20 protein-coding genes and 1 tRNA gene are annotated in these 23068 nt (G+C 46.0%); 13 read left to right on the plus strand and 8 right to left on the minus strand.

The genetic code is table 11. The annotated features are described in order from the left end of the window. Positions 1–84: 84 nt before the first annotated feature. Together rpaB and QUB30_RS07960 are read left to right on the plus strand one after the other, a co-directional pair. Positions 85–816: a response regulator transcription factor RpaB gene (gene rpaB / locus QUB30_RS07955; RefSeq protein ID WP_071587789.1), complete on the plus strand. Its 732-nt coding sequence runs from the start codon at positions 85–87 to the stop codon at positions 814–816. Positions 817–906: 90 nt separating this feature from the next. Beyond that, positions 907–1554, plus strand: a complete 648-nt coding sequence (locus QUB30_RS07960; RefSeq protein ID WP_333331566.1) for a cofactor assembly of complex C subunit B — start codon at positions 907–909, stop codon at positions 1552–1554. 386 nt (positions 1555–1940) lie between these two features. On the opposite strand, the gene hpsJ-A is transcribed toward QUB30_RS07960, so the two are convergent. The 4 genes from hpsJ-A to rfbB form a co-directional block, all read right to left on the minus strand. Then, positions 1941–2618 (minus strand): HpsJ-like protein, cyanoexosortase A-associated, encoded by a 678-nt coding sequence (gene hpsJ-A, locus QUB30_RS07965; protein ID WP_333331569.1) that lies wholly within the window; start codon positions 2616–2618, stop codon positions 1941–1943. A 185-nt stretch (positions 2619–2803) separates the two neighbouring features. Then, positions 2804–3472, minus strand: coding sequence for a cyanoexosortase A system-associated protein (locus QUB30_RS07970; RefSeq protein ID WP_333331572.1), 669 nt, complete (start codon positions 3470–3472; stop codon positions 2804–2806). Continuing rightward, positions 3472–4323, minus strand: a complete 852-nt coding sequence (gene crtA / locus QUB30_RS07975) for a cyanoexosortase A (protein WP_333331574.1) — start codon at positions 4321–4323, stop codon at positions 3472–3474. Before crtA ends, QUB30_RS07970 begins: the two co-directional genes overlap by 1 nt. A 386-nt stretch (positions 4324–4709) precedes the next feature. Continuing rightward, positions 4710–5816 carry a dTDP-glucose 4,6-dehydratase gene (rfbB, locus tag QUB30_RS07980; RefSeq protein WP_333331577.1) on the minus strand — a complete coding sequence of 369 codons (1107 nt, stop codon included), beginning with the start codon at positions 5814–5816 and terminating at the stop codon, positions 4710–4712. 357 nt (positions 5817–6173) lie between these two features. Between rfbB and QUB30_RS07985 the strand changes: the two genes are divergently transcribed. The 4 genes from QUB30_RS07985 to QUB30_RS08000 all read left to right on the plus strand — a co-directional run bounded on the left by QUB30_RS07985 (position 6174) and on the right by QUB30_RS08000 (position 10210). Further along, a complete protein-coding gene (locus QUB30_RS07985; protein ID WP_333331581.1) occupies positions 6174–6719 on the plus strand; it encodes a hypothetical protein in 546 nt (181 codons plus the stop codon). Positions 6720–7179: 460 nt separating this feature from the next. Beyond that, positions 7180–7785 (plus strand): DUF1517 domain-containing protein, encoded by a 606-nt coding sequence (locus tag QUB30_RS07990; RefSeq protein WP_333331584.1) that lies wholly within the window; start codon positions 7180–7182, stop codon positions 7783–7785. 301 nt (positions 7786–8086) lie between these two features. After that, positions 8087–8989 (plus strand): hypothetical protein, encoded by a 903-nt coding sequence (locus QUB30_RS07995; RefSeq protein WP_333331587.1) that lies wholly within the window; start codon positions 8087–8089, stop codon positions 8987–8989. Between the two features lie 183 nt (positions 8990–9172). After that, complete coding sequence (locus QUB30_RS08000; RefSeq protein ID WP_333331590.1) at positions 9173–10210, plus strand: S-layer homology domain-containing protein; 1038 nt, start codon at positions 9173–9175, stop codon at positions 10208–10210. A 95-nt stretch (positions 10211–10305) separates the two neighbouring features. On the opposite strand, the gene QUB30_RS08005 is transcribed toward QUB30_RS08000, so the two are convergent. Continuing rightward, the gene (locus tag QUB30_RS08005) at positions 10306–11886 is read right to left on the minus strand and encodes a peptidoglycan-binding protein (RefSeq protein ID WP_333331593.1); all 1581 of its coding nucleotides are present in this window, start codon (positions 11884–11886) and stop codon (positions 10306–10308) included. Between the two features lie 251 nt (positions 11887–12137). Here QUB30_RS08005 and alr point away from each other — a divergent pair, with 251 nt between their 5' ends. The 4 genes from alr to QUB30_RS08025 all read left to right on the plus strand — a co-directional run bounded on the left by alr (position 12138) and on the right by QUB30_RS08025 (position 15903). After that, positions 12138–13340: an alanine racemase gene (gene alr / locus QUB30_RS08010; protein ID WP_333331596.1), complete on the plus strand. Its 1203-nt coding sequence runs from the start codon at positions 12138–12140 to the stop codon at positions 13338–13340. A gap of 341 nt (positions 13341–13681) precedes the next feature. Next, positions 13682–14530 (plus strand): mechanosensitive ion channel family protein, encoded by an 849-nt coding sequence (locus QUB30_RS08015; RefSeq protein ID WP_333037311.1) that lies wholly within the window; start codon positions 13682–13684, stop codon positions 14528–14530. Between the two features lie 47 nt (positions 14531–14577). Then, the gene (locus QUB30_RS08020; RefSeq protein WP_333331599.1) at positions 14578–15717 is read left to right on the plus strand and encodes a patatin-like phospholipase family protein; all 1140 of its coding nucleotides are present in this window, start codon (positions 14578–14580) and stop codon (positions 15715–15717) included. A 97-nt stretch (positions 15718–15814) separates the two neighbouring features. Further along, positions 15815–15903, plus strand: a tRNA-Ser gene (locus QUB30_RS08025). Positions 15904–16021: 118 nt separating this feature from the next. Here QUB30_RS08025 and QUB30_RS08030 read toward each other — a convergent pair. Both QUB30_RS08030 and QUB30_RS08035 read right to left on the minus strand, forming a co-directional pair. Beyond that, entirely contained in the window at positions 16022–17785 is a 1764-nt protein-coding gene (locus tag QUB30_RS08030; protein WP_333331603.1) for a macro domain-containing protein, read from the minus strand. A 219-nt stretch (positions 17786–18004) separates the two neighbouring features. Continuing rightward, entirely contained in the window at positions 18005–18943 is a 939-nt protein-coding gene (locus QUB30_RS08035) for a serine hydrolase (RefSeq protein ID WP_333331606.1), read from the minus strand. 108 nt (positions 18944–19051) lie between these two features. On the opposite strand from QUB30_RS08035, the gene QUB30_RS08040 reads away from it, so the two are divergent. Beyond that, complete coding sequence (locus QUB30_RS08040; RefSeq protein ID WP_333331609.1) at positions 19052–19783, plus strand: C40 family peptidase; 732 nt, start codon at positions 19052–19054, stop codon at positions 19781–19783. 52 nt (positions 19784–19835) lie between these two features. Then, positions 19836–20840 (plus strand): glycosyltransferase family 2 protein, encoded by a 1005-nt coding sequence (locus QUB30_RS08045; protein ID WP_333331612.1) that lies wholly within the window; start codon positions 19836–19838, stop codon positions 20838–20840. A 167-nt stretch (positions 20841–21007) separates the two neighbouring features. Here QUB30_RS08045 and QUB30_RS08050 read toward each other — a convergent pair whose 3' ends face one another. Next, positions 21008–22177 carry an IscS subfamily cysteine desulfurase gene (locus QUB30_RS08050; RefSeq protein WP_333331616.1) on the minus strand — a complete coding sequence of 390 codons (1170 nt, stop codon included), beginning with the start codon at positions 22175–22177 and terminating at the stop codon, positions 21008–21010. A gap of 96 nt (positions 22178–22273) precedes the next feature. On the opposite strand from QUB30_RS08050, the gene QUB30_RS08055 reads away from it, so the two are divergent. Next, positions 22274–22942 (plus strand): hypothetical protein, encoded by a 669-nt coding sequence (locus QUB30_RS08055; RefSeq protein ID WP_333331619.1) that lies wholly within the window; start codon positions 22274–22276, stop codon positions 22940–22942. The last annotated feature ends 126 nt before the right edge of the window (positions 22943–23068 follow it).

A 23068-nucleotide genomic window follows, 5' to 3' on the forward strand; every position in this document is an offset into this window, starting at 1 on the left:
ACACATGATTCAATTCGTGTCTTCTATGATAGGGTACAAAAAATTAACATTATCTGAAATGTAACTTAAGGAGTGCTCGGTAACTTGGAAAACCATAAAGAAAAAATTCTGGTAGTCGATGATGAAGCCAGTATCCGCCGCATTCTGGAGACTCGCCTTTCCATGATTGGCTACGATGTCGTCACCGCTGCTGACGGCGAAGAAGCTCTCGAAACATTTCGCAACACCGAACCCGATTTAGTGGTTTTGGACGTGATGATGCCGAAGCTAGACGGTTACGGCGTCTGTCAGGAGTTGCGTAAAGAGTCAGACGTACCCATCATCATGCTAACCGCTTTGGGAGACGTAGCCGATCGCATCACCGGTTTAGAATTGGGCGCCGACGATTACGTCGTCAAACCTTTCTCTCCCAAAGAACTCGAAGCCCGCATCCGTTCGGTACTGCGGAGGGTGGACAAAAACGGAGCATCGGGAATTCCCAGCTCTGGAGTCATCCACGTCACCAATATTAGGATTGACACCAACAAGCGCCAAGTTTACAAAGGCGACGAACGAATTCGGCTCACGGGCATGGAATTTAGCTTGTTAGAACTGCTTGTCAGCCGTTCTGGAGAGCCTTTTTCGCGATCGGAAATTTTGCAGGAAGTCTGGGGATACACGCCAGAACGCCACGTAGACACCCGCGTAGTGGATGTTCACATCTCGCGGCTTAGGGCAAAGTTGGAAGACGACCCCAGCAATCCCGAATTAATTCTCACCGCCCGCGGCACCGGCTATCTCTTCCAGCGAATTGTCGAAATTGGAGAAGTAGGATAAAGTCAGTTGGCAATTGGCAGTTGGCAGTTGGCATTAGTTAAATTACCAACTACCAATTACCAATGACTAATGACTAATGACTGATGACTAATGACTAAATCTGATCCTAATAAAGTTTTGCGGCAATTGCCCTTAGTTGCAGGAGGGTTAGCAGGTACGCTGCTAATGGTCAACCGCTTGCTGACAGAGCAAATCACAGATTCTCAAGCTCGATCGGACGCTTTGGGAGTAATTATCAGCGCTTTGCTGATTTTAACAGGTTTGCTGTGGCAGCAGGTGCAAGCGCGATCGCCCGATTCGGTAAAACTTATCGGCGAAGAAGGTTTTGAATTTGCGCCGGATTTGCCGGAGGCCGTGAAAATAGAATTAGCTTGGGCGTCGCGTTTGCTGTTGACAAATACCGCCACAAGGTCGATCGTAATTGTGTATCAGGGAAAAGTCCTATTGCGGCGCGGTATTTTAGGCATCAATCCCGAAGTCAAACCAGGGCCGATATTGCAGCGAGTGCTCGACAAAAATAAACCAGTTTATTTAGTAAATCTCAATATTTATCCCGGTCGAATTGAATTTGACTATTTGCCAGAAAATACTCAAGGAGTTATCTGTCAGCCTATCGGCAGCCAAGGCGTTTTAATCTTAGGTGCTAACGCGCCCCGCAGCTATACAAAACAAGATGAAAACTGGGTTGAAGGGATTGCCGACAAACTAGAAAATACCATCAATCGATTTGAGATTTGAGATTTGAGATTGTGGATTTGAGATTGTGGATTTGAGATTGTGGATTGTGGATTGTGGATTTGAGATTTGAGATTCTGGATTTGAGATTGTGGATTGCACAATGCCAGCCCTGTCAAGGTGCGATCGTCTTCGAGGGCTGCGCTAACGACGGATTTGCCTTATTCTAGGTGTTGGCTATCGGCAATAAACAAAATTTATTACCGATATCTTTTGAAAAGAAGAAGAGCGAGCGCTCCCCCCAAGGAAATTTTTAGGGTTTGAGGGTCTTCTTGACCACCAAGACGCGGGCTGCGTGTACAGGGCGCACCTTAATCCTCAACAAGACTATCCGGGTGCGCTAGGCGCACCTTACTAGCTCACAAATCGCAACTCAAAACTCAAAACTACTACCGAGCCCAGTCGGTACCGCGCCACAGCGTAAAAAACAAAACACTAGAAATCAGCGCGCCCAGTAGCCACTTAACAGCATTTTTAAATAACCCCACGCGCTGACTTTGCTGAACCGCAGCACTTTGCGTCTGTAACCGTTCCTTAGCCGGAGTAATTCTCGAAAGAATTTGCTCTTTCAATTGCTGTGGGTTTTGCGTATCCGCTTGTACCCCCAAACGGGTAAGTTCCCCCGCCAAATTCCTTAAATCTTCAGGAGTACCCTTATTCAGCCGTTCTTCCACCTGCTGCAACTGAGCTAATTGTTGGTTTGCTTGAGTAGTAATTTGCTGGTTGTTTTGGTTGTTGACGTAGATAGCGCCAAAAATTCCCAAAGGTAGCATCAACAGAAAAACCAGGGCCAGCAGCAGACACACCCAAGACAAAATCTTCAAAAAAACGTCTTCCAAACGTCTGCGGTCGTACCCTTCTCCAAAAAATATCAGCGCCATTGCCAGTAAAGGAACTGGCACCCGTTCCACTACAGCCCCAATTGTCTGCAATTCCCAGACGCGATTGCCAAAATTTGCTGGTATAAGAACTGCAATCGTATCTAATAAAGACAGAATTAATAGACCGTAGCCAATCCAACGCAGTCTGTAGATAGAAAAACCTTGCTCGCCTTGTACGTCATTCATAAAATAATCAGAATTGTTGTTAAGAAAAATCTCTCTTGACTCCGCCCAAAAACGGATACTTGCGAACGACAACAGTCGTGGAGAGTCAAACATTTTAGACTAAGGTTCAAGCTTCCAGATTCACCTGTCGAGTAAATCTCAAATCTCAAATCTCAAATCTCAAATCTCAAATCTACTGGCTCGACTCAAGGTTCGGGAAATCGCGGCTGCCACCACCCATACCAAGAAACCCAAGCATTCTCTAGAATTTTTTTGGCATTTTCTGGAGTTGTTTTATCCAAAGGCACAGACATCTGAGTCCACAAACAGCGCCGGTCTTGAATATTTACCCTACCCAACAACCAAAACAGAATACGGTTTGGCTGCCAATCGCTAGTATTTCGATTGTATCTAAACTGTTGGGAAGTGACTGTAGCAGGGCCGCGAGGATTAATACAGGAACTCAAATAAAGTCGATTTTGCTGTTGCAAAATTCCGTGAAACCCTGCGCCTTGAGTGCTTGCTAATGCTAGTTTACCAGGAGATGACTTGAGAATAGTATGTCCTTTCATCATACCTTCGACATCTCCAATGGTGTCTACCGCATAGCGCATCTCTATTTCTAGAGCAATGCTATTTTTTTGATATTCATATTTCCTGGCAGCTTTTAATCCTGAATTGTCGCTAATTTCCAGAGGCGCGCTCTTGTTTAGTTTCCAATCGGCTAGAGGCACCGACTCGGGCAACTCAAAGGGGGTAACAATATTATTGCCGGCAGATGGATAAAAAACCAATTTTCCGGCAACCAACAAAACCCCTCCCAAAGTAATAGCCAACAGGGAAATTCTAACTGGTTTCCAATAGGTAAGAGCCATTAGCAATTCTGTTTTTCCTTATTTTGCGGTTTGTCTTGCAAGATGGCAAACCAGCAGAACAACCCAAAAATAGATACAGCAATCATCGAAAAGATTACCGAACCATTTCCTTCGTGCCAGTATTTAAATGCTTGGGTTTGAGATAGGGATACCAGCACTGCCATGAGAGCAACTCGCGCAGCATTCACTACAAATGCAATAATTATTGCCACGAGTGGCACTACAATTTTCTGCCCCGTAGTTGTAGGAAACATCAGCAAGAAAACCAGCGCCATTCCTAACAATTGTAGCATCGCATTCACCCCCGAACAGCCGTGATACACTTCCACGCTGCCCTTTTCCAGGATTAGCAAAACCCCTTTCCGCACAACTTCTAATCCTAGATAGTGCAAAATGAATGCTGAAAATTTGGCTGTTAATAGGGCGACATCAACGAATACTCCGATCAATCCGGGAGGAATAGCTGTATAAGCAAGAATTAGAAGTTCCTGCCAATATTGTTTCAGTCCTTTTGTTCCAGAAGCCAGCAATGCTAGACTGATTGCCGACAAAAAAGGCGTTGCTCTGATAAAAAAGTCGTATCCCGAGATCGACGAACTTTTGATCAATATTAAAGCAATTAACGATGTCCCAAAGAAGCTGGCGAAAACTCCGCTTTCAAAAGTTAAGGATTCGTGCCTTTCCCAAATGAGAAATGCTACGACTCCCCAAAACAGTAACATTGTACCGAACAGGTCAGTGTCGTTTGTTCGGGAAGTCAGAGTTAGGTGTAGGGCAATCAAACCGGAGGCGATGCCTAACAGCCAGTATTTAGGTTCTTGGATGTGCTTGAGCCAGTTTATTTCGGTCATTGCTGCTTTTTGTTTTTACTAAAAGCTTCTAAAATGCTTAATATTGTAACTCTATTAAAATTATCAGCTACAAGCACTTGAATTTATGCGTTTAAGGTGATTTTTAACTAAATCTTCACAAAGATTGACAAGGGCGAATGTGTGTGATAATTACCTGCACCTAATTAAATCTGAAGTTAGGCGCTAATACCAAAGAAAACAGGTTTGTTAAGTGCGATCGATCGCACTTAACGAAAGATTTTCGTCCCTCAAACCCGGTTTCTGCCCCAGGAGTTTAAATGTCAAGCTTGAAGGCAAGACAGAAACCTTTCTGGACGCACTCTTGAGCTGGAAAACCAGTTTTTTACCGGTTCTGGTTTTTGGTAGCCCGTGCGTCCAGGAGTAGATTAATTAGAGTAGACTTTCCGGTAGTAAGTTTGGTATTCCTCCGAAAGCAGGGGTTCCCACCACTCCCGATGGGCTAAGTACCATTCTACAGTCTGCCGCAAACCTTCTTCAACGGTTACTGAGGGAGTCCAACCTAACTCAGTTTTAATTTTGCTGGCATCAATAGCGTAACGCCGATCGTGCCCCGCTCTGTCTTTGACAAATGCGATCAATTGTTCGCAAGGACGGGCGGGTAAATCCTCAGCTAATTCGTCCATTAGCTGGCACAGCATTTTTACTAAATCGAGATTTTTTACCTCGTTGTTACCGCCAACATTATAGGTTTCCCCAGGTTGGCCGCGGTTGATAACGACATCTAAAGCGCGGCAGTGGTCGAGAACGTAGAGCCAATCTCGCACGTTTTGACCGTCGCCGTAAACTGGCAGCGGTTTGCCCAATAGCATATTGATGCACATTAATGGAATGAGCTTTTCTGGGAAGTGATAGGGGCCGTAATTGTTGGAACAGTTGGTGATAATTGTCGGGACGCCGTAGGTGTGGAAATAAGCGCGGGCGAGGTGGTCGCTGCCAGCTTTGGAGGCTGAGTAGGGACTGTTGGGCGAGTAGGCAGTTGTTTCTGTGAAGGCTGGGTCGTCGGGGCCGAGACTGCCGTAAACTTCGTCGGTAGAAACGTGGAGGAAGCGCATTTCTGCTTTGAGAGAGGGCTCATCAATTGCTTCAAAATGCTTGCGGAAGGCTTCTAAAAGTGTGAAGGTTCCGACAACGTTTGTTTGAACAAAGGCGGCAGGCCCGATAATTGACCTGTCAACGTGGGATTCTGCGGCAAAGTGGGCGACTGTGGTGATGTTTTCTTCTTTGAGCAAGGTATCGACTAGGGTACGATCGCAAATATCCCCTTGCACAAACCGAAAATTTTCTCCTCCTTCCAAAGTTGCCAGGGTTTGCCTGTTTCCGGCGTAGGTTAAAGCGTCGAGTACGACTACTCGATCGCCCGGATAGCTGCTGCACCAGTGATGCACAAAATTCGAGCCGATAAATCCAGCTCCGCCCGTCACCAACAATCGGCGAGGGGCTCGCTCAATGCCTTGATTCCCGCTGTCTGTCATAAAAATAAGAGTTTTTCCAATAACTAAGCCTTTTCAAAAGTAGCCTTAAAAGTAGTTTGTCACCAAGTTTTTGCCAGTCTGTAACTAAATTTTCTACTGTCTCACCTCAGATGTTCTAATTTGGGCGCGATCGAAGTATTGGTTCACAATACTTCAACTTCTGCCCCTCTGTTAGTCAAAACGCATACACAGGAACCATTCCAGGTTTTTAAACGGACAATTTTAAATTTTAATTGCCTCAGGCTATAGTTGATATTTGCGATCGATCCGCGATTTGGGCGGCGCGCAGAGTTGATACATTTGTAAAGAGCTGTTACCATTAATTTTTTAATTATCCTTTACAATCTCCAGAACACCATGAAGAAGTTTCAAGTGTTAGCTGGCATTGCTTCCGTCGTCGCGATCGCAAGCAGCATCGCTGTTTGTGACGCCGCATCTGCTTTCCCCTGTTCCTACAGCAAATCTGGGGCGGCTAAATCGGGTTCTGGGACAACGATCCTGGGTTCCGGCGGTTCGGAGCGAATGAATCCGTGGAAATCCTACAAAACAGGAGCTCTCGGTTTCCTTGGTTTGGCCGGGCTTGGGGGCGCAGGTGCGGCCTACATGAGCTACCGCGCCGGCAAGCGCGCTTCTGCTGCTTGCGCTGCGATGACCGATAATTTTGAAGTTTTTGAAGAGCCGATCGATCCGAGCGCAGATGCAGGTGTTTCTGAATACCTGGAAGTTCCGGCGTTGCTCGATTTGGCGGCGGCGGGTGCTGTAGCTGAGCCAGCAGATGCGGTTGCAGCCGTTCGCGAACACCCGGAAGCTCCGGGCGGCGAGCTGGATTTGCCGGTTTCGCCAGTTGCCGAGTTGAGTTCGGAAATTGCGATCGAACAAGTCCAAAGCGCGATCGTCAAATAGTTATCTCAAACCAACGTATTCGTTTAGCGCACCTCCAATCTTGCAAGATTGGAGGTTTTTTGAGTGGAAATTATCTACCCCTACAATTTCTTGTCATGGCGATCGCGAAGCACTGCAAACAATTGACAACAGATGAATCGATAGCACACAATATCATATTCCGGCCAAGCTCTCGGAGTGCGGAATTAATACTAATTTAAAAAAGTCTGGCTAAAATTCTCAATCTCATACCAATTATTAAAAGTCGCAGTTCCCAGTCAGGAAAAGCCAGTGCCGTTTCCCTACTGTATTTGCTCCGATTAAAAACTGCGATAAAATTAGATGACTCAAAGCGAGACAGTACGCTGCGGAGGCGATCGCTTAAAATGCCCTCGATATCAATCTGAGGTTAGACGGCAAGAGTGCAAATCGCCTGCTATCGTAGGAAATATAGCCCTAGAAATTACAACTATAGGTTATTATGAATGCTTGGCGCGATCGATTCAATCAATTTACAGGTAAAACTCGACTGGCAGTTTGCCGGGTGTTCGTTCACCTAACAGGCGAAGAAGTTGCACCGCTGTTAGGAGTTCTCAACCGCACCGCCAGACAAGCAATTGATGCCGATGGCGACGTAGCAGTTTTAGGAGAAGGTATTGTAGAAATTTGCAATCACCTGTTGCAGTACGACAACTACTGGCAAGCAGCAGCCAATGAAGGCGATGTTTTTTGGAATGAAGGCGAAGCCGGCGATTATGTGGATGAACTTTTCACTGATTCAGCCGAGCGCTATCTCAGCGAGCCTCAATACAGCACATCTGTTTACGATAAAAATTCCCCCTTGTCTTTGCCGGTAACTAGAAATGTCGTAGTGATGCTGACAGTTGCTTACGAAGGCGAAGTTCCGGCCCTAGAAACAGACCTCGCTGACATCAGCGCGCTGAAAGTCGGTTTAAAAGCAATGATTAATTTAAATTACCAGCAAAGGCTCCGAGCTGTGCAAGTTCACTTTTCTCCCGCACAGTTGGGTGACGAACTTACCAGCGACCAAGTGTTGGTCAATTTCCCCGAACTCATTCCCCTTTAAAAACTAGAAAAATTCCAATATCGAAGCGGCGAAGAGAATTCGCTCCGACAAAAACGATGTCCCCTCCAAGTGGATGAGCAAAAAATATCGAAAATAACACAGGTTTGTAGTGAGGAGGGAATGCCTCAAGCTGGGAATAAATAAGAACTCAAGTCATGACTGCAAGCTGGATTAGCGATCGAATGTAAATCGAGCCGTTGATAATTACCAATTACCTTGATTCAGGACACGCAATTCACATAACCAGAGCTACAAGTTGTTTGCTTCTTCCTTTTTCCTTACTAATTACCAATTACTATTTATGATGCTGCGAAAACTGACAATTTATTTAATGGCTTTAACTTTGTTGTGGACGGCAACCGCTTGCGGTTCTCCTAGCCCACAACCTCCTACCAATCCTGCTGCTACCAATCCTGCTGCAAATAGTAATGTTAACACGGTGCGTCCTGCGGCCAACAATAACTTGGCTCAAGGTCAATATTCCGTACAGCAAGCTACCTACAACGATGCGGATGGTGAATACAGTCTAATGTTGCTGAATACTCCCGCCGGCAGTCCCCCAGTTTACCGGACTAGGGATTTGCAAATGGCTCGCTTAACGGATGAAGAAATATCGGCAGGCAAGAAAAGTTATCTAAATCTGGATAACAATAAAGCGGTTTTGCATTTGACAGAAGATTTTAAAATTGAGTACGTTCACAACGTGACTGAAACTGTCACTAACCCTCAAACCGGTCAGCCCCAAACGGTAGTAGTGAGACAGCAATCTGGCTTCTGGGCACCGTTTGCTGGGGCCATAGCCGGTCAGGCGATCGGCAGTTTGTTATTTAGACCGCAATATTATATGCCGCCGGTCTATCAGCCGGGAATTATGACAGGATATGGCGGCTATGGCAATACTTACGGCCAAGCTGTTAACCAATATCAAACTCGCTACCGAACTCCGCCTCCTGAGGTGAGAAACCGTCAAGTTTTAAGGACGACCGGCCGCCTGCGATCGCCCACATACAACCAGCCAGTAAGACCCTCAGTACGTCCAAATGCCAATAATAGATCGACCGGTTCGGGTTACGGTGGCAGCACTTTGAGGCGATCGCCGCAGCCGCGTCAAAATCAATACAAGCGGCAGCCGAGTTTTGGTAGTGGCAGGAATTCTCGTCAACCCAGTCGGAGCGGTTCTTTCGGGAGTGGCAGAAGGCGCTGAGTTGAAAATTGCAAAAATCAGCAACTGAGGATCGGTAAAAGTTGATTTTATCTATCCTCTCGATGCTACGCCGCCGCAGGTATGGAGAATGAAAACTTTGGAATAATTGATTTAGCCTTCTCTGTTTCCCCCAGACCCAAAAAATATGTGATTTAATTTCTACATTGGTATGTAGGTGACAATATGTCTTCTTCACAACCCCCGTCAGGGGAAAGAAATCCTCTAGGATTGGATGAATTGATTGCTATCTTGGTTGCCTTCGGCACGATGGGAGCAATTTTATTTTGGGTAACAGGTAAAAATCCCGATCGATTGAATGCCAGAAATTGGCAATTTCCAGCCGTTTTCTCTCAGCCTGCTGTTACGCCCGCGAGTCCGGGAATATTAACACCTGCGCCGCCGAATTCGGATTTACGATCGCCCGCTACAACCCTGATTCCTTCAGAACGGGAAGTCGCACCTGTGGCACCTTTAGGGCCGGTTTTACCGCAAAATCCTCCGGTGGGTGTAATCGTTGTTCCTCCCAACAAGCCAATTGCGCCATCGACTCCCGATCCGGCAATTACCAAACCGAAAGCCGATCAACCCAAAGCCGATCAACCCAAAGTTGGGCCCGTTAGATTCTCCGATGTTCCAGACAAATATTGGGCGCGTCCGTTCATTTTAGCTTTAGTCGATCGGAAAATTTTTGCTGATTCCACTGACAACAAATTTCGCCCCGACGAACCGATGACGCGAGCCGAACTAGCGCGGTTAATTCAGCGAATGTCCGACGACAAAGAACCGATCCGAAAACCGATTGATTTTAAAGACGTAAAAGACAAGAGTCCTGTCGCTCCTGCGATCGACCACACCGTCCAAACTGGATATCTTAAAGGATACCCAAACAATGAGTTCCGTCCCGACAAAAATATTCCGCGCGTCGAAGTCATCGCAGCATTGGCGAGCGGTTTAAACCTGAAACGGTCAGCGAAAGCAAGCAAAACTTTGCAGATTTATACAGACAGGACAAAAGTGCCGAAATGGGCAGTTGACAAAGTAGCAGCAGCCACGGAAGCTGGCATTGTTGTCAACCACCCGAAGCGCACACTTTTGCAGCCTAATAGAACAGCAACTCGCGCTGAAGTAGCAGCCATGATTTACCAAGCTATGGCTAAAAAAGGTCAAGTACCTGCTAAGGCTTCAGAGTATGTTGTGAAGCCTTTAAAGTCGTCCAAATAGTATTTTAGGGGCGTTGCTCATAGGCCGCCCCAAAATAACATTTAATCGCTATTGTTTGTAGTCAGGACTCCAGCCCTTACTCCGAAGCAGCTAAATTAATCTTGAAACACCATAATACTCCCCGAATAGCAAGCTACCCAAACCTGATTAGTTTCCGGATCGTAAGTAATCCCGATCGGACTTGAATTAACATTCACTGTTTGCAGCACTTTCATATCGCTCGTCCTAACTTTGCTAACAGTGTTCGAGAAATAGTTAACCACATAAAGCAGTTTTCCCTGATCGGAAATTGTCATGCTGCGAGGTGCTTTCCCTGTCGAAACTTTATCCCGCACTTTACCAGTTTTTAGGTCAATTTTTGCCACATTTCCTTCACCATTTAAAGTGGCATACAAATAATTTCCGTTGGGATCGATCGTCAAATGACGCGGCGCATTGCCAATATTCTTCAGCCATTCTACCGAAAAGTCGATGAGATTCACTTTCGCAATATCGGAAGAACCCATGATGGCAACATAGGCATTTTTTGAGTCGGAAGTAACAACAATACCCCGAGGATATGCACCCAGTTTCACTCGCTCGATTTCGATATTTTTATTGATATCAACTACGCTCAAATCCCAACTGCACCAATTGCTAGCGAGCGCAAAGCGATTGTCAGGCGAAACAGCATTGAATTTCGGAACTGCACCTACAGGAATTACCTTTTCTATTTTCAAAGTTTGGGTATTTATGCGGTACAGAAAACTTTGGTCGTGTTTTGCCGCTGGAGAGCACCTGTCGGTTCCCGGATTGCTAAACCCGGAACCGTACATTTTGTAGTTGGATACGTAGGCATATTTGCCATCGGTTGAAAAAGCAGCTTCTACGGGAGAGCCTTGATAATTGCCTTTGAATTTAGAAAAGCCGAACTTCGACAAGTTTACTGTATCGGGAATAGTCTTGACTAATTTAAAGTTCCTGTCATAAACTGTGATTGTGTGGCGGTACATCATGTTTTGAGCAAAAAACAAACCCGCTCCCGAATAAACTATTGATTTGGGCGAGATGTTGCCATAAATTGTTTTTTTCAAGGTCATTTTTCCTTGAGTGTTGTCGGGAGGATTTACTAGCCTTGTGGTTGGTGATTCACTTTTTTCATCCTCGGAATTTTCAGTTTTAAAAGGTGGCAGAGAGGGTTCTTGAAATAGAGGTTCTTGGGGCTGAGTTTTAGTTTGATCTTCGATTTCGTTTGTGTTTTCTGTGGGGGTAGGAGATAGTGAAGATCGATCGACATTTGGCGAGATTTTTTCCGCAGCTTCCATGCTGGCGTCTTGCGGCTTACCTTTGAGTGCTGACAAGGTTTTCGGGCCGACAATTCCGTCAACTTTCAGGTTGTTCTCAGCTTGAAACTTTTTCACAGCAGCGCGGGTGAGAGAACCGTAAAATCCTGTAGCCTTACCGCCAAAATATCCTGCTGCTTGCAGAGTTTTCTGGAGGTTTGCAACTTCCGGGCCTGAATCGCCTTTTTTGAGGGCGAGTGCGGGATTAACTAAATTTAAAATTGTGAGAGCGATCGTAAAGAAAAGTAAAGGAGTAGAGGCTAAATTCAGGTGCATTTTTGAGTTGGTCGATCGAGTTTGACCCGCAGCCGTTTCCCAAGTTTCAGCTAAATGTAGGTAGGCCAGTCCGTCCATAGTTTTTACCGGGTATTTTTGGTGCTATGATACACCAGTTAATACCTTTTTAGATTTGAGATTTTAGATTTTAGATGGGGAATGACTGATGCAATATGGGTTTGCAGCACGGGCCTGCAGTTGCATTCTTTTTTTAAACTTGTATAACATTGATTAAAGTAAAAATCTTATTATAATCAAACTTAGGGTAAAATATCCGAGCAGCTTTTAGAGCAGTTTTTAAGCGTGCAAGCAAGTAGGAGCGATCGACAATGTGGAGTAGGGAACAAACAACTGCAGAATCAACGACAAAAGAATTCCGCCAGACGGTGCTGGGGGACGGTGACGGGGGACTTTGCCAGCGGGCTTGGGTAGAAATGGATTTAGCAGCTTTAACTCACAATGTAAAAGAGCTTAAAAATCTCTTATCTCCCCACACAGAACTGATGGCAGTTGTGAAAGCGGATGCTTACGGGCACGGTGCTGTTGCAGTCAGTAAAATAGCATTGCAAGCAGGTGCTAGTTGGCTGGGAGTGGCGACAATTCCCGAAGGAATAGAATTGCGAGAAGCTGGGATAGAAGCGCCGATTTTGTTGTTGGGGGCAACCCATACAGCGGAACAGGTAAAGGCGATCGCCCATTGGCACTTGCAGCCCACTATTTGTACTGCCAAACAAGCCCTAATTTTTTCGGAAGTTCTTGCCGATCTGAACCAATCTTTGCCGGTTCACGCTAAGTTAGATACGGGAATGTCTCGCTTGGGTACGCCCTGGCAAGAAGCAACAGAATTTGTGCAATTAGTCCAGCGGTTGCCCAATTTAAAATTAGCCAGCATTTACTCTCACTTGGCGACAGCAGATAGTCCCGACCCCGCAGTTATGAGAGAGCAGCACCAGCGGTTTCAACAGGCGATCGAGCAAATTAAAATAGCAGGAATTAACCCCCCCCGCCTCCACTTGGCCAACTCTGCAGCAGCCCTCGCTGACCCGGCTTTGCACTACGATTTAGTGCGAGTCGGTTTAGCTACCTACGGTCTTTATCCAGCTTCTCACTTGCAGTCGATCGCCAATTTGAAGCCCGCAATGCAGGTAAAAGCTAGGGTAACGCAGGTGAAAACAATTGAAGCAGGAACAGGCGTCAGTTACGGCTATCAATTTATAGCTCAGCGCCAGACACAGATTGCCGTAATTGGTATCGGCTATGCAGATGGCATTCCGCGCAATCTTTCTAATAAAATGCAGGTTTTAGTCCGGGGTCAATTCGTGCGGCAGGTGGGTGCGCTAACGATGGATCAATTAATGCTGGATGTAACCGATATTCCAGATTTAGAAGTCGGCGAAGTGGTGACGCTGTTGGGCAAAGATGGGGAATATCAAATTACTGCTGACGATTGGGCCGCGACTTTAGGAACTATTTCGTGGGAAATTCTTTGCGGTTTTAAACACCGATTGCCCCGCGTAGCAGTAAACTATTAACAGTAGTCCGGCAGGGGTTTAAACCCCTGCCTCATAGCAAAAGTGGGTTTAAACTGAGATGTTGCACCCTTCTCAAGAACAGGCATCTTGCCTGTTCCACAATAAAATTCATCTCTTGTGGAACAGGCCGGAAAGCCTGTTCCTAAACAAGTAATTGACAATGGTGCAATATCTCGGTTAAAACCGACTCAAGACTTTGAGCGAGTAAATTATTGATTTTAGTCCTTTTTGAGAGGACTTCGGCTATGATACAGGGGTTTTCAACCCCCGTCGGACTCTCGTAATAAGCGATAAGACTGAGACTGCAATTCTCAATTTCCAATTCCCAATTCCCAATTGATATGACAGTTATTCAGACGTTTTTACCCATAGCCCAAACCTTCTATTCTCAGCTAAATGCAGAAAGAACACAAGCCTTGGAAGTAGCCCAAGAATTCTCGAAAAAATTCGTAGAATTGGGGTTTAAAATTGTACCTCAACTGCTGTGGGCGATCGGCATTTTGTTAATTACGCGATTTGCGATCGGCTTTGCGGGCCGCGTGACTCGCCGAGCACTGAGTCGCACCGAAGCCACGCTGCGGAAATTCTTAGTTCAAGCTGCTGAAATTACGATTTTGGTAGTGGGAGTAGTCGCCGCTTTGAGTCAGTTGGGAATTCAAACTACCAGCGTGGTTGCGGTGGTGGGTGCAGCGGGTTTGGCGATCGGTTTGGCGTGGCAAAATACTTTGTCGCACTTTGCTGCTGGGGTAATGTTGATTAGTTTGCGCCCCTTTGAAGTCGGAGATGGGATCGAAGCTGGGGATGTTAAGGGAGTGGTGGACAGCATCGGGATTTTTTCAACCACCGTGGTGACAGACGATCGGATAAAAATTATTGTCCCGAACAATCAGTTGTTTAACGGTACATTGAAAAATACAACGGCAATGGGAACGAGGCGAGTAGACTTGAAGATTGATATTGGCGATCGGCCAATTCGTCCAACTGTCGCTGAGTTATTAGAAATTGCCCACTCTCACCCGCTGGTGTTGGAGAATCCGCCCCCGACTTGTTTGGTAGCCGAGATTACTCCCGATACAACTATTTTATCTCTCCGACCTTGGTGCGCGTCGGTGGCCTACGAACAAGTGCGATCGCAAGTTCAACAATACGTCAAAGAGGCAATGGATGCCGACAACAATCAAGAACAATAGCTATAAATCTCAAATCTAAAACCCAAAAATTATCGGAGGTATTTCCCATGAGCAAGTGGTATCCGCAGCAAATTTTGCAAGAACCGGGCGTCAGAATCACCGCCACCGAGAAACAAACAATTCTCAGCAAATTTCCGCCTCCCGACGAAAACGGTCAAATCTATGCCGACGGTGTTTTTGAAGGCGGCGGCGTGCGCGGAGTTGCGTTTTTAGGAGCACTCCGGTGTTGTAGCGATTTGGGCATCAACTGGCGAAAATTGGCCGGCACTTCGGCAGGTGCAATTACTGCCGCAGTATTGGCAACCGACTTGTCAATTGATGATTTAGAGGAAATTTTAGGACAGCTCGATTACAGCATATTTTTAACTCAAAAAAACAGTCCTCTAATTTTAAACGGCGACCCCGCCGATGATTTGCAATCCCCAGCTTGGACGCTACTTTTCCTAACAGTTAGCCGTCAGATGGGAGAATATTCGGCGCAGCCGTTCCGGCAGTGGCTGGAAGCCATGCTCGGTCGAGGTAACTTGCACACTTTTGCCGATGTCAAACAAATCGTAAAAGAGCGGGAATTAAAAGTAGTAATATCCAACCTCAGTCGCGGTGAAATGTTGGTGCTTCCCGACGACTTGCGGCGGCAGGAATCGGCGGATTCCGATGCTTTATACCAGCAGTTGCAGCTCAAAAATCCCGAAGATTTTAGCGTAGCTGAAGCTGTGCGGTTGTCGATGAGTATTCCCCTATTTTTTGAACCGGGAAAACTCGGCGATGACTTAATTGTAGATGGCGGAATTTTGAGCAATTTCCCCCTGTGGATTTATGACAAACAATCCGTCGGTGCGACTCCTGCGCCGCCCCGCTGGTTTACCTTTGGGTTTCGATTAGTCGATACCGGAATTGAGACTAAAGCTAAGATTGATACTCCCCTCTCGATGCTGGCGGCGATGTTCAGAACGATGATGAAAGCAAGAGACCGCTATCACCAGCGAGAAATGGATAAGGGCAGGGTGATTAATATTGATGTGACTGAAGCTGGGGTGACGACGACGGACTTTAATCTGGATGCCGATCGCAAGGCTCACCTGTACCGCTTGGGGTATTTGTATACTAAGAGGTTCTTTTTGAGTTCCAATTTTAGTTGGGAAAAGCACTTGAAGGCTAGGGGCTTTGGGGAAGAGGCTGGAGGTTGAGGTCGCGAAATGTATACAGAGTAAGGGATTGAGGAATTTTTCAATAAGGGGTTGGCAAAAATAAGATGTGTGTGCTATAGTTAGTTACTGTCATCTTGGAGAGGTGGCTGAGTGGTCGAAAGCGGCAGATTGCTAATCTGTTAAGGGTGTTAACATCCTTCGAGGGTTCAAATCCCTCCCTCTCCGTTCTAAGTTGTTCTAAGTAAGCCCAGCTAAAAAAATAGAAACCCAGAGCCCCGACTTCTTTAAGAAGTCGGGGCTCTAAAAGCGAGATCGTTTTACCTTAGTTTTGTTACTAAAACCATTACAAACCAGAAATTTTCAAGAATTCATTTTGGAAGCAACGATGAGTATCTGAATCGAAACAAACAAAAAGAATAGACCCGATCGCACTAGATGTTAAAAGAAAGCGACGGGTTTGTGCAAAAGCAATTTCCGCCGCACGCTCGGCTGGAAAACCCATTTCTCCCGTTCCAATAGCTGGAAAAGCAATACTCCGCAGTGAATGCTGTACAGCTAATTCCCAACAACCCCAGTAACATTCTGCTAATAGATCTTCCTCTCCCTGAGAGCCACCGCGCCAAGGGGGACAAACCGTATGAATAACCCACGGTGTCGGCAAATTATAGCCAGGAGTAATTTTCGCCTCCCCTTCCTCACAACCACCTATACGGCGACATTCTTCTAGAAGTTCTGGTCCTGCAGCTTGGTGAATTGCGCTGGATATGGCACCAGAGTTGGATAGGTCGCGATCGCACGAGTTAACGATCGCATCGACTCCTAAATTTTCAGTAATATTCCCCAAGATCGGGCCTTTGCGATAAGCGTATAAAAGGCTGACATGACCGCTACTGCGAGAAACAGCCCGGGTGTAGCTTTGATGAGTTGACATTTTGCGATATGTAGTATATTCCCGCTCCTGAAGTTGTACTTCTAAGTCGGTGATTGCCTCCGCTTCTGGCGCACTCATGGGAAGATCGGGATTGTTGAGCAACTGCTGTTTTGTCTCCTGCAATAGTTGGCTGGCGCGATCGTAATCCCCTCCATCTACCAGTCTGACGGCTTCTTTTTTGGCGCGTCCTGTCATCATTAAAATCGCTTGCTGTCGTACCTCAGAGTTGAAGGGAAATTCCTCTAATTGTGCAGCACTGACGACGGGTAAGCGCAAGGAAACGCGGATTTTTTGCTCCTGTGGTTGTTCGGGGTCGTTCCAACTGAGGCGAAAATAACATAAATCTACTTCCTCTGTCATGGCTGGCACTTTCAGGCGCACGACTACATCAACTGGATTATTAATTACTAAATTAGGTAAGCGAAACCGACCATTTGGGGTGACATCGAGCTGATTGAGTACCTCAACCAATTCTACTCCAGCTTGTGGCTCAATTCCCAAGGTGACATTTGTGCCAACTGTCGCCATTAAGCCCAGTAATTCTTGTTGAAAGATACTTGGCAATTGTTCGGGAGATTGAATGTAATAATAATTGCCATCCCCACTCCGCGCCATTGCTTCTAGCAAGTCTTCGTTGTAATCCTGACCAATTCCCATTGTGGTAGTGCTGACACCTCGTTTGGTTAAACCGTTTACATCGGAGGCAATTACATCAGGATTTGTTTCGCCGACATTGGCTAGTCCATCTGATAATAGAATGACTCGATTTAAGTGTTCGGGATTGAGGTGTTGGCTAACTTGAATTCCTCCTTGCATCCATCCGGCGTGCAGTGCAGTCCTGCCTCTGGCATGAATTTTTTTAATTTCCTGCAAAAGGTGGGATTTATGAGTAGCAAGGGTGCTAGGGACTAGGGTTTCTATCTGGTAATCGTAAATCGTGATACTAACGCGATCGCTTGGTAACAACTGTTCGATCGCGTAACTAGCTGCTTGCCGTGCGTATTCAATTTTTTGTCCGACCATAGAACCAGAGCGATCGATTACTAAACCTAAATTAAGCTGCGGTCGCTCAATTGTTTTTTCCGGTGCTGGAGGCGTAATTCTGACTAAAACATCTAGAGTCGTTGAGCGTTCGGAACAAACGGCAGCACGTAGGGGGATAAGCTGTATGTCCATATTTGACCTCTTTTAGAGCTCGACTATTTAAATGATACAGTAGAGTCGAGGTGAATAGAGTACGCTTTAATCCCAAGCACTTACGAAAGTGTTTTACAAACTGCTGCCACTGTACTCCATAAACCTGCACCCTGCTGTATCTTTAAGCTCCTAATTGGCGACTGGCATAAGAGCAGGCTCCACAAAAATTTTAAGTTTTGTCAATTTACAAGTTAAAGTTTAATTAAGCACTTTTATCGCTTCGACAAATTGCCGCGATATAAATGGCAAAATCTCTTCATTCTTGCTATTCTCTTTCCCCTCGGTAAATACAACCAACAAATACGGCCGCAAACCCGCTATTTCAATATAAGCAGCATCGTGACGCACTTGACTTGTCAGTCCCGCTTTTGACCACAATTTTGCTGATTCTGGCAATCCCCCGCCTAAAAAACCTGTAACTTGATTTTCGGGATCTGCCTCTAATTCTGCTGGGTCTAAACTGCGTTTCATTAAACCCATCATTTCTTGCGATGCTTGGGCAGAAACAGCTACGCCGCCGATTATACTGTGCAGCAAACGCGCCGCTGCATTTGTGGTCAGCATATTTCTATTTTCCATTAATTCTCCCAGAAATGCTCGCTCGCGACCGTAGGGGCCGTCACACCAGGTTTTTTGATTGACGTTAATATTTTGTAATTCCGGCCAATCTAATGATTGAAAGTAACGGTTGACGATGTTTCGCTGCTGTTTCCAAGTTTCAAAGGGGGCGGGTGATAATTCTGGGCCGCTGGTGGTGCCGGTGAGGGCGTCTACTACTAAACTGGTGGCGTCGTTGCTGGAATCAACTATCATATCTCGGACGGCGCGTTCTAATTCTGGCGATGTTTGAATCATGCCTTTTTGCGCCCATTCCCAGATGGCAACGAGGTAGAATAATTTGACGATGCTGGCTGGATAAATTCGTTCGGAAGCTTTAGCGCTAAAACCTCGGGGTTGATATTTCCAAAATTCTTCTGGACTCAGGGCTCCGCCTGTATTGACTCGCACCGGCGGATCGTAGACTATCCAGGTAATGGCTGTACGATCGCCACTTAATCCTGTAAATTTTGACAATGCGGAGTCTATAATGCTACTGCCGAGGTTTTCTAATTGTTCGTCTTTGTGAAAAAATGTCATGGTTAATGGCTGACGCTTAACGGTTAACGGCTAGCAGCTAATGGCAATCTATCGTTAAATGCGAACAATAAATGCGAACAATTAACAGCAAACAATGAGCAATTAGCAATGGCCAATTATCAATTATCTGATGTTGTGGAGTACCGGGCCCGATCGCACATAAATATTTACGATTCCCCAAAGTGCGATCGATTGGCAACTCAAGCAGCGCTGGGCCGACATTTGCGAGTAGTTGACCCCCCCCAGCTTATGAAGGGGGGGAGAAATGGCATAGACTCGGTTGTTGAGGGGGATACAACGGCTGTGATGGTGCGGCTGTGCGAAGATGATTATCCGGGATGGCTGGATATTGGAGATGTTGAGTTGCTCGATCCGACAGAAACAGTGTATCATCCTCTGGTGGTTTCTGAGGCGGAAATTAAGGAAAAATTACCCATTGTAATTACTTTCGCTCGCGAGGCTATGAACCAATCCAATTATTATCTTTGGGGCGGTACAGTCGGGCCCAATTATGATTGTTCGGGCTTGATGCAAGCGGCTTTTGTGGCTGCCGGTATCTGGTTGCCGAGGGATGCTTATCAGCAGGAAGCTTTTACTAAACCTATTAGTATCAGTGCTTTAGAACCGGGAGATTTAGTATTTTTTGGTACGCCAGAAAAAGCCACTCATGTAGGATTATATCTCGGAGATAATCGCTACATTCACAGTTCTGGAAAAGCACAAGGTCGCAACGGTATCGGTATCGATGTTTTGTCGGAGGATGGCGATCGAGTCAGTCAAGCTTATTACCAGCAATTGCGGGGATATGGTAAAGTTGTGGCAAGTTATCAACCTAGTTAGTTGTTGACCGTTGACTGTTGACGGTTGACTGTTAATATTATCGAATAAAAAAATGGACGCTGCATTATTTTTGGAAAAATTGGCTGCACAGCAGGCTGGCGCGGAGGTTGTTCTCGACGTTTCAGTGGTGGTGCCGGTGTATAATGAGGTGGAAAGTTTGCCTCATTTAATTGAGGCGATCGCCTCTTCTATCCAACCATCTGGACTCAGCTATCAAATTATTTGTGTAGATGACGGTTCTAAGGACGGTTCGGCTGAACTTCTCCAGCAGTTAGCCAGCACTCGCGATGACCTTTGTGCTGTAATTTTGCGCCGCAATTACGGGCAAACTGCTGCCATGTCGGCAGGTTTCGATCGCGCTCGCGGCCGTGCTATTGTTACCCTTGACGGCGATTTGCAAAATGACCCGGCTGATATTCCGCTATTGTTGGCAAAGTTAGATGAAGGCTACGATTTAGTTAGCGGCTGGCGGAAAAATAGGCAAGACAATACTATTAGTCGGTTGATTCCTTCTAAAATTGCGAACTGGTTAATTGGTCGCGTTACAGGCGTAACTCTGCACGACTACGGCTGTTCTTTGAAAGCTTATAAATCCGAGTTGGTAGCAGACTTGAATCTCTACGGGGAATTGCACCGCTTTTTGCCTGCCTTGGCGTTTATTGAAGGGGCGAGAATTGCAGAACTTCCGGTGCGACATCACGCCCGCCGTTTCGGTCAAAGTAAGTACGGAATTTGGCGGACTTTTCGGGTGTTGATGGATTTGTTAACTATTTCTTTTATGAAAAAGTTCCTGACTCGACCGATGCACGTTTTTGGACTTTTGGGACTGAGTTCTATGACGTTGGGAACGGTTTTAGGGATTTATTTGACTTTCCTGAAATTGGCTTTTGGTCAAAGTATTGGCAATCGTCCTTTGCTGATTTTGGCTGTGGTTTTGCTGTTAACTGGCGTGCAGTTATTCTGTTTTGGTTTGTTGGCGGAAGTGATGATGCGGACTTATCACGAGTCGCAGGGAAAACCGATTTATCGGGTGCGCGAGGTGTTTGGTTATAAGTGACTAAATGACTTTTTTTCATCTTCCAGATCCCCCCTAGCCCCCCTTAATAAGGGGGGGACAAGAGTATGTTCATAGTCCCCCTTATTAAGGGGGATTTAGGGGGATCGAGACTTCGATAAAAATGACAGAGACAGTGGGTTTTAGGCTTAAGTTGACACCAATACTTTCTAACTCATTACTTTTTGAGCTTGTCGGAGAGATGTAATAGTTGCGATCGCGTGTTCGGCGACTGCATCTATTTCTGCTTCGGTATTGAACCGGCCAATACCAAACCGAATTGAAGCATAAGCTAATTTGTCCGATCGCCCGATCGCTGCTAAAACATGAGATGGCGATATTTTCGCGGAAGTGCAAGCAGATCCCGAAGAAACTGCCGCCGCCGGTTGCAAACCCAACATCAACGCTTGACCGTCAACCCCGGCTACACTAATATTGAGATTCCCCGGCAATCTCTTAGTAGCGTGACCGTTGAGAAAAACATCGCCCAATTCACTCAATTTTTCCCACAAACGCTGCCGCAAATTAACCACTCGTTCTGTTTCCGACGGCATTTCTGCAATTGCCAATTCTACTGCTTTGGCAAACCCAACTATTTGCGGTGGGTAGAGAGTTCCAGATCGCATTCCCCGTTCGTGCCCTCCTCCGTGCATTTGGGGCGCTAGCTGCACTCTCGGTTTGTTGCGGCGCACGTAGAGAGCACCGATGCCTTTTGGCCCGTAGATTTTGTGGGCTGTCAAGGACATTAGATCGATATTCATCTCCTCTACGTCGAGGGGAATTTTGCCGATCGCCTGTGCCGCATCTGTGTGAAAAAGAATGTCATTTCCGCGACAAATTGCTGCAATTTCTGCGATCGGCTGGATGACGCCAATTTCGTTGTTAGCCGTCATCACTGAAACTAAAATTGTCTCGGCCCGAATCGCTTTGATCAAATCGCCTATATCAATCAGCCCGTCGCTTTTCACGGGTAAAACAGTAATGTCAAACCCCAATTTTTGCAAATAGGTACAGGGGTCGAGAATTGCATTGTGTTCGGTTTTTACTGTGATAATGTGCTTTCCTTTACTGAAATAAGCTTCAGCGATGCCTTTAATCGCTAAGTTATTTGCTTCGCTGGCGCCGCTGGTAAAAACAATTTCTTCTGGGGAGGCGTTGATCGCTTCTGCTATGATTTGTCGTGACAGTTTTACCGCTGCTTCTGCTTCCCAGCCGTAGACGTGATTGATACTGGCTGCGTTGCCGAATTGTTCGGTGAAATACGGCAGCATCGCATCAAGTACCCGTGGATCTACGGGGGTTGTGGCGTGATTGTCGAGGTATATAGGACGTGCGGACATAGTGCAGGGTTGGGTGAAAAAAGTGTTAGGTTTATTGTAGACGAGCCCCTTGTTCTACTACAAAACTTTATAATTAACATATATTTGTAAAGATTTATGCGAGCTGACATTCAGGGATTAGAAATTACTCTCGGTGAGCTCAAGCACCTCACCGGCGCGGGGCCCGATCGCGTATACCGGCCGCCGACAGCGACTAAGTTTGCCCGCGAAGCTTTGAAAACAGTCGGTTTAATTGTTTTGGTTCTAATCAGTTGTTGGCTGCTAGTTGCGATATTTCCTAGGGCGTATGTGTGGTGGTTCGTCCTTCACTTCGCTGCGATCGTTGGTTTAATCTTGGAGGATGCCTGGAAAATTTGGTGCAGTCGGCAAAACCAACATTTAATCAATCTTTTTGATGATGTCGATCGCTATAATGGTATAATCAAAGCGATTGAAATTAATGACAAGATAGAAGATGCTGGCAATGCGGAAGTCAAAATCGGCGATCGCGCAAAAGTTATTCAAGCTTTGCAGCTAATCAGAGACGATTTAGTTCGAGCGTTGAAAACCGAAAGAATTCTTAGGGAAAACAAAAAATTTGTCGCTACTAACTCCGAATTGTTTGCCAATAACTTAAAAAATTTGAATGCCCTGCAAATTAGCGATCGAGCCAGCGAACAAGGGCGATTGCTCAACGAAGCTTTGCAGGTAGCTGTCGGAGTTCAAACAGAAATGAAAAAGTTGCAAGATCGAAACGCGGCTAATTTTAAAAATGGCAAAACTTAGTAGCGTGCACGGCTGCGTGCGCCTCTTACCCACTAGCAACAGGCAGCTTATTGAACCGATATAACTAAAACACATTCTCCAAATTATAAGTTATGAGAATTGTGAAAAAAATATCATAACTATTGT

The organism is Microcoleus sp. BROC3, assembly GCF_036702515.1.
GTDB lineage: Bacteria > Cyanobacteriota > Cyanobacteriia > Cyanobacteriales > Microcoleaceae > Microcoleus.

Bases quoted from the DNA above. Each gene is read 5' to 3' on its own strand.
- QUB30_RS07960 (WP_333331566.1), top strand. From the start codon at position 907: ATGACTAAATCTGATCCTAATAAAGTTTTGCGGCAATTGCCCTTAGTT.
- hpsJ-A (WP_333331569.1), bottom strand. From the start codon at position 2,618: ATGAATGACGTACAAGGCGAGCAAGGTTTTTCTATCTACAGACTGCGT.
- QUB30_RS07970 (WP_333331572.1), bottom strand. From the start codon at position 3,472: ATGGCTCTTACCTATTGGAAACCAGTTAGAATTTCCCTGTTGGCTATT.
- crtA (WP_333331574.1), bottom strand. From the start codon at position 4,323: ATGACCGAAATAAACTGGCTCAAGCACATCCAAGAACCTAAATACTGG.
- rfbB (WP_333331577.1), bottom strand. From the start codon at position 5,816: ATGACAGACAGCGGGAATCAAGGCATTGAGCGAGCCCCTCGCCGATTG.
- QUB30_RS07985 (WP_333331581.1), top strand. From the start codon at position 6,174: ATGAAGAAGTTTCAAGTGTTAGCTGGCATTGCTTCCGTCGTCGCGATC.
- QUB30_RS07990 (WP_333331584.1), top strand. From the start codon at position 7,180: ATGAATGCTTGGCGCGATCGATTCAATCAATTTACAGGTAAAACTCGA.
- QUB30_RS07995 (WP_333331587.1), top strand. From the start codon at position 8,087: ATGATGCTGCGAAAACTGACAATTTATTTAATGGCTTTAACTTTGTTG.
- QUB30_RS08000 (WP_333331590.1), top strand. From the start codon at position 9,173: ATGTCTTCTTCACAACCCCCGTCAGGGGAAAGAAATCCTCTAGGATTG.
- QUB30_RS08005 (WP_333331593.1), bottom strand. From the start codon at position 11,886: ATGGACGGACTGGCCTACCTACATTTAGCTGAAACTTGGGAAACGGCT.
- alr (WP_333331596.1), top strand. From the start codon at position 12,138: ATGTGGAGTAGGGAACAAACAACTGCAGAATCAACGACAAAAGAATTC.
- QUB30_RS08015 (WP_333037311.1), top strand. From the start codon at position 13,682: ATGACAGTTATTCAGACGTTTTTACCCATAGCCCAAACCTTCTATTCT.
- QUB30_RS08020 (WP_333331599.1), top strand. From the start codon at position 14,578: ATGAGCAAGTGGTATCCGCAGCAAATTTTGCAAGAACCGGGCGTCAGA.
- QUB30_RS08030 (WP_333331603.1), bottom strand. From the start codon at position 17,785: ATGGACATACAGCTTATCCCCCTACGTGCTGCCGTTTGTTCCGAACGC.
- QUB30_RS08035 (WP_333331606.1), bottom strand. From the start codon at position 18,943: ATGACATTTTTTCACAAAGACGAACAATTAGAAAACCTCGGCAGTAGC.
- QUB30_RS08040 (WP_333331609.1), top strand. From the start codon at position 19,052: ATGGCCAATTATCAATTATCTGATGTTGTGGAGTACCGGGCCCGATCG.
- QUB30_RS08045 (WP_333331612.1), top strand. From the start codon at position 19,836: ATGGACGCTGCATTATTTTTGGAAAAATTGGCTGCACAGCAGGCTGGC.
- QUB30_RS08050 (WP_333331616.1), bottom strand. From the start codon at position 22,177: ATGTCCGCACGTCCTATATACCTCGACAATCACGCCACAACCCCCGTA.
- QUB30_RS08055 (WP_333331619.1), top strand. From the start codon at position 22,274: ATGCGAGCTGACATTCAGGGATTAGAAATTACTCTCGGTGAGCTCAAG.